The organism is Thalassotalea sp. G20_0, assembly GCF_017744175.1.
In the GTDB taxonomy this organism is placed as follows: Bacteria; Pseudomonadota; Gammaproteobacteria; order Pseudomonadales; family Endozoicomonadaceae; genus Endozoicomonas.
This window is the reverse complement of record NZ_JAGHQV010000177.1, coordinates 1-1,795: the sequence shown is the minus strand read 5'-3', so window position 1 is coordinate 1,795 and position 1,795 is coordinate 1. Positions and strand designations below refer to the sequence as shown.

Below are 1,795 nucleotides of genomic sequence, written 5' to 3'. Positions count from 1 at the left end.
GTGCCAACATAGTTGTCGCCTCTCCTGAATTTAAAAACCTAAACAGGGGGCGGCCAGTGAGTGATCAATGGCCCGCTATTCAGAAGAGTTCAAAGAGTCCATCATTCAGAAAATGATGCCACCCAATAATGTGCCGGTTTCTCAGCTGGTACGTGATACTGGTATCTCTGATGCGACCCTGTACACTTGGCGAAAGAAAGCTTTATCTCAAGGAATATCTGTGCCAGGCAACGGAAAAAATCCAGATCAGTGGGCACCTGAAAACCAGTTGGCCGTCATTATTGAAACGGCGGCATTGAACGAAGCAGAAATGGCTGAATACTGTCGTAAGAAAGGCCTTTTTGCTGAACAAATTCAGCAGTGGAAAGCAGCCTTTATCAGTGGCGTGGTGGCCAGGCCTGCCAGTCCATCAGAGCAGCGTAAGGCCCTGAATGTTGAGCAGAAAAAAGACAAGCAAACTATCAAAAAGCTTGAGCGTGAACTCAAGCGCAAGGACAAGGCGTTAGCAGAAACTGCTGCCTTGCTGGTACTCACAAAAAAGGCCCGAGAGATCTGGGGGGAACCAGAGGACGATTGATCTCTCTCCCGGATCGCCAAAACGCAGTCAACCTGATTAAACAGGCCGTGAAAGATGGTGCCCGCCAGTCGAAAGCCTGCGAAGCCCTTGGCCTTTCAGAAAGAACGGTACAACGCTGGGCACGGGAGGATGCTGTGCAAGCAGATAACCGCAACAATGCCAACAGGGAAGCTCCCGGAAACAAGCTTTCTGAAGAGGAACGCCAGGCGATTGTTGACGTCTGTAACAGTGATCGCTTTAAAAGCCTTCCACCCAGTCAGATCGTCCCTGTTTTAGCGGATGAAGGTGTGTATCTTGGGTCCGAAAGGACATTCTACCGAGTGTTGCACGAAAGGGGCCAGCAACACCACCGTGGGCGTGCAGCCAAGGCTGGCAACCATAGACCAACGTCGTATTGTGCGACTGGACCGAACCAGGTTTGGTCATGGGATATCACGTTTTTGCGCTCACCAGTGCGTGGACAGTTTTACTATCTGTATCTGGTGATAGACATATATAGCCGTATGATTGTGACTTGGGAAATTCATGAGAATGAGTCTGCCGAGCATGCCTCACAAATGATTACCAAGGCCTGTATTCGCCACGGCATAGCCGCTATGGAAAGACCGCTGGTCCTGCATTCAGATAATGGCAGCGCCATGAAAGGCGGCACCATGCTGTCGACCCTGAAACGGCTGGGCGTGGTCAGCTCATTTAGCCGACCAAGGGTAAGTGATGATAATCCGTTTGCTGAAGCCATCTTCAGAACCCTGAAATACCGGCCCGGTTACCCATGCAAGCCATTTGCAGATGTTGAGGCTGCCCGAAACTGGGTCCATGGTTTTGCGCAGTGGTACAACGAAGATCACCGGCACAGCGGACTTAAATTCCTCACGCCGGGTCAACGGCACCGGGGGGAAACCAAAGCGCTCATGGATAACCGGAAAAAGGTGTATCAATTGGCTAAGCAGCGCCACCCTGAGCGTTGGGGTAAAAGGGCAACCCGTAACTGGGACCTGGAAGATGAAGTCTGGCTGAATCCAGACCGGTCAGTTGCCGGACAGCTAAGGCAAGCTGTGTGAGTTGAGGCGACAACTATGTTGACAAACACCGTTGTTAAGATTAGAAAGGGGAATTTGAGGCATGCCTTACATTGTGAAAATGCCTTCTTTATTATCTTTATATACGACAAAAGTTGTGCACAAAGAAAGACCTAATGGAATGGTCCGCCCCGCTCCC

Annotated in this window: 1 protein-coding gene; it reads left to right on the top strand. The window is 50.6% G+C overall.

What is annotated here, in order from left to right; all coding sequences use genetic code 11:
• The first annotated feature begins 67 nt into the window (after nucleotides 1-67).
• Nucleotides 68-1,638 (top strand): IS3 family transposase gene (locus J7438_RS25325; protein WP_503003944.1). Its coding sequence is split into 2 segments (ribosomal slippage): nucleotides 68-544 and nucleotides 547-1,638, totalling 1,569 coding nucleotides; the frame shifts between segments, so codons are not numbered across the junction.
• Nucleotides 1,639-1,795 lie beyond the last annotated feature (157 nt).